The sequence below is a fragment of the Corallococcus exercitus genome, from assembly GCF_003611585.1.
GTDB lineage: Bacteria > Myxococcota > Myxococcia > Myxococcales > Myxococcaceae > Corallococcus > Corallococcus exercitus.
The window spans coordinates 1-3,762 of the sequence record NZ_RAVW01000632.1 but is presented as its reverse complement, the minus strand read 5'-3'; the positions used below and the strand labels follow the sequence as shown (position 1 = coordinate 3,762).

The window sequence follows — 3,762 nt, the reverse complement described above, 5'->3', positions numbered from 1 at the left end:
CACGATGGGCGTGGGCGCGGGGGACTCCTCCTCGCGCATGACCCCGGCCCTGCGCACGACGGGCGTGGGGGCCCGTTCGTCGTCCTCCGTGAGGCCGGCCGGCCGGCGCACGATGGGCGTGGCCGCGGGTGACTCGTCCTCCGGCGACTGGGGGCGGCGGACCACCGGGGTGGGGGCGCGCTCCTCCTCTTCAGAAGAGGCCGGCCGGCGCACGATGGGCGTGGGGGCCTGCTGGGAGGTGGCCTCGTCCTCCGCCACCGGCCGGCGCACGACCGCCGTCGCTCCGGAGGAGGATGCATCCTCAGAAGAGGCGCCATCCCGCGCGTCGGAGGTCCCGGCCTCGTCCCCGCCGGCTTCCCTCATGGCCATGGCCATGGCGAGGGGTTTCGCGGAGGGGCTCGTCACCATCTCCGTGGGCGGGGTTGGCTCCGAGCCGCGGCCTCCGAGGGGTTCCGGCTCCGGCTTCGCGGGGGCGGCGGTCCTCGCGGTGTCGTCGGTCGTCTTGGATGCGGACGCGGGCTCCGGCGGGGGCGCGGCTTCCTCACCGGCGGGCGCGGCGGATTCCCGGAGCGGCAGGCCCATGACCATGGGGACTTCGTCGGGCCGCATGTCCGGCTCGGTCTTGACCAGCCGCGTGTCCATCCCGTCGTCCAGGGCCATGCCCATCACCACGGGCGGGTCCTCCGCGCCTTCCTTCGCGGGGGGCGCGGCGGCTTCGCCGGACGCGGCCTGCGCGGCGGGCTTCGCGGGCGGCTTGGGCGCCGGCGCGGGCTTGGACGCCTCCGGCATGCCCAGGTTCGCGAGCCGGTTCGTGGGCGTGCCCGTCATCGTGACGTCGGGCGGCTCGCTGGCGGCCTCCACCGGGACGTGGCCGCGCTTCTCCAGGAGGGAGTCGTAGAGGTCCAGCAGCTGGCCCCGGATGAGGCCCGCGTCCAGCACCTTCTCCGCGAACGCGCGCCCGGCCCGTCCCAGCGCCACGCGGCGGGGCACGTCGCGCGCCAGGTCCAGGATGCGCTCGGAGAGGGCGCGGCTGTCGCCCGGGGGGAAGAAGACGGCCGCTTCCTTCGGAATCAGCTCGCGGGTGACGGGCAGGTCCGCGGCGATGACCGGCCGGCCGGCGGCCAGGTACTCGGAGACCTTGGCCAGCGGTCCGCCCTGGAGCCGGTTGCGCTCCGAGTCGTCCAGCGGCAGCACGCCCACGTCCGCCAGCGCCAGCACCTTCACCAGGTCGTCGTGCACGACGGGCGGCTGGAAGTCGACCTTCTCCTTGAGGCCCAGGTCGTTGACCAGGTCCTCCAGATGGGGCTTCCAGTCCGGGTGGTGCGCGCCCACCAGCGTCAGGCGCACGTCCACCTGCTGGGACGCGAGCGCGGTGGCGCGCAAGAGGGTGGGCAGGCCCTGCCAGCCCACGTGGCTGCCCAGGTACATCATCCGGAGGGGGGAACCGTCCGGGGCGCCGAGCACCTCCGGGTCGTACGGCTTCAGGTCCACCGGCGCGCGAAGCGTGCGCAGCTGGTCCTCCGCCGCGCCCAGCCCCTGGATGTACGCGCGCGTCGTCTGGGAGCCGGTGACGACCAGGTCCGCGTTCATCAGGCAGAACAGCTCCTGGCGGCGGATCTTCGACAGGAAGCGGCGGTCCCCGTCCGTCTGCGGATGGGTGTAGCGCAGCTCCTGCGAGGGGAACGTCTGCGCCTCATAGATGAGGCGGTAGCCGTAGTCCGCCTTCAGCTCGCAGAGCGCGTAGCCGCCGAAGGGGTCCGTGAAGTGGGCGAGGGCGTAGTCCTCGCTCTCCAGCTGCCGGCGCACGGCCCGTTCAAAGGACTGGATGCGCGACGCCAGGTCCCCGGAGCCTACCGGGACGCGGAGCAGCCGGGCGCCCTGGTACTTCTCGATATGGGAGTGGTCGGGCGTCTTCGCCGACAGCACCACCACGGAGAAGCGATCAGGCAACGCCTTCAGATACTCGGTCAGTCGGCGTGAGGAGCCAGACGGGCCGGGGATGACATCGAAGCTGCACAGGAGAAGTCTGGGCAGGTCACTCAAGCCGCCGCAGGATACTTGGACCGGGGTGAGGTGTCATCGGGCGTGACGGAAGTTGAAGGGGGGGTCGGCGGAACAACACATCCCGTGACGGATGCGTTGACCCCCTGTATGCCGCGTCATAACGAGGCGAGGTGTCCATGGATGAGCGGAAGGGCGTCACCGTGAGCTACCTGCGGCAGCTGGCCCGGAAATACCTCCGGGATGGAGCTGGCGCGTCCCGCGGGCGGGAGTTCGTCACCTCGCTGGCCGAGCGCATTCCCGCCCTGGGGCGGCTTGCGCGCATGGCCGGGCTGGCGACGTCCCGGCGCGGCTCCGGTGACGTGGGCGGCGAGGAGCGGGTGCTGGATTCCGGCCGGGCGGATTCACGTCCTGCCCCCGACCCGGCGTCCGAGACCGTGCCCCTGCCTCCGCCTGAGAGCTCCGCCGCACCGCAGGCACGGGAACTTTCCGAGGAGCCCATCACGGAGCCCGGTGGCCCCAAGACGCGGCCCGCGCGGGTGGTGACGTTCCCCGCCCGGGGCAAGGCGCGCCGCGACCCGGACGACGAGGACACGCAGCCCCTGGCACCCGACGTGCCGACGCCGCGCCCGTCGAGTGCGCCCAAGGAGGATGTGCCCGCCGCCGCCGCGAAGCCCGCGCCCGCGAGCGAGCCACCGCATGCCGCCGAGCCCCTGGTGGAGGGGTTCTTCGTGACGAAGATGGCGGGAGAGAAGGAAGCGCGCCGCCACCACCTGTTGGAGGAGCAGGCGCCGCGCCTGCCTCCCGCGGATGCGTCGCCCGAGCAGGACGAGCGCCTGGGCAACCTGCCCCTGGACTACCACGACGACGCGATGGTGCTGCTCGCGCGGGATCCGCACACGCTCTTCGTCTTCTGGGACTTCAGCGACGCGAGCCGCAACCGGGCGCTGGATGACCTGCCGTCGCCGCGCGCCGTGATGAAGGTGTTCGACGGCGAGGGCGTGTCGCGCGAGGTGGACTTCGCGCTGGAGTCGCGCAGCTTCTACCTGCAGGGCATGACGCCCGGGCGCACGTACCGGGTGGAGGCGCACTTCGTCGGTTCGGATGGCCGCTCGCGCCGCATCGGACATTCGTCCAATCGGGCGACGCTGCCGCCCGCGGGACCGTCGGCGGACACGTCCATCCGGTTCCTGCGCATGCCACCTCCTCCCGTGGTGGACCGGCTGCGCACGGAGGCAGTGCCCGTGGCGGCATCCGCACGCGTCCCCCGGGTGGAGGAGCGCGAGTACGTGACCTGGCGCCGGGTGCGGCTGCCGGGCAGCGCGGGCATGGTGGACGTGCCGGAGGTCCACCGCGAGCGCGACGAAACCTATGTCGATGCGCCGCGAGTCCCGGGTGCGTCGGACCAGCGCTACGCGGAAGAGGCCTATCTGGAGAGCGCGCCCCGTGCGCCCGGGGCTTCGGACCAGCGGTACGCACGCATGGGCGAGGCGACGCTCGGTGAGGGCGCGGTGCTGGCCCCGTCTCGTGCGCCGGGGGCTTCGGATCAGCGCTACCTGGCCGTGGAGCGGGCTCCGGGGGCTTCGGACCAACGGTATATGGAGGGGGCGGCGGCTCCCCAGTATCTGGAGGTGCCGCGTGCGCCGGGCGCTTCGGATCAGCGGTACGGGCAGACGGTGCTTCCGGGCGGCGTGTCGGAGTACCGCTATCTGGAGGTGTCGCGTGCGCCGGGCGCTTCGGACCAGCGGTACGTGGAGGGGG

2 protein-coding genes are annotated in these 3,762 nt (G+C 72.9%); one reads left to right on the top strand and one right to left on the bottom strand.

Going from position 1 to position 3,762, the window contains the following annotated elements:
- Positions 1 to 1,950: glycosyltransferase family 4 protein (locus tag D7W79_RS39950; protein ID WP_244222245.1), on the bottom strand; the 1,950-nt coding region annotated here is incomplete at its 3' end.
- A 230-nt stretch (positions 1,951 to 2,180) separates the two neighbouring features.
- Here D7W79_RS39950 and D7W79_RS39945 point away from each other — a divergent pair.
- Positions 2,181 to 3,762 (top strand): DUF4912 domain-containing protein (locus tag D7W79_RS39945; protein ID WP_147442301.1); only part of this gene is annotated, 1,582 nt, incomplete at its 3' end.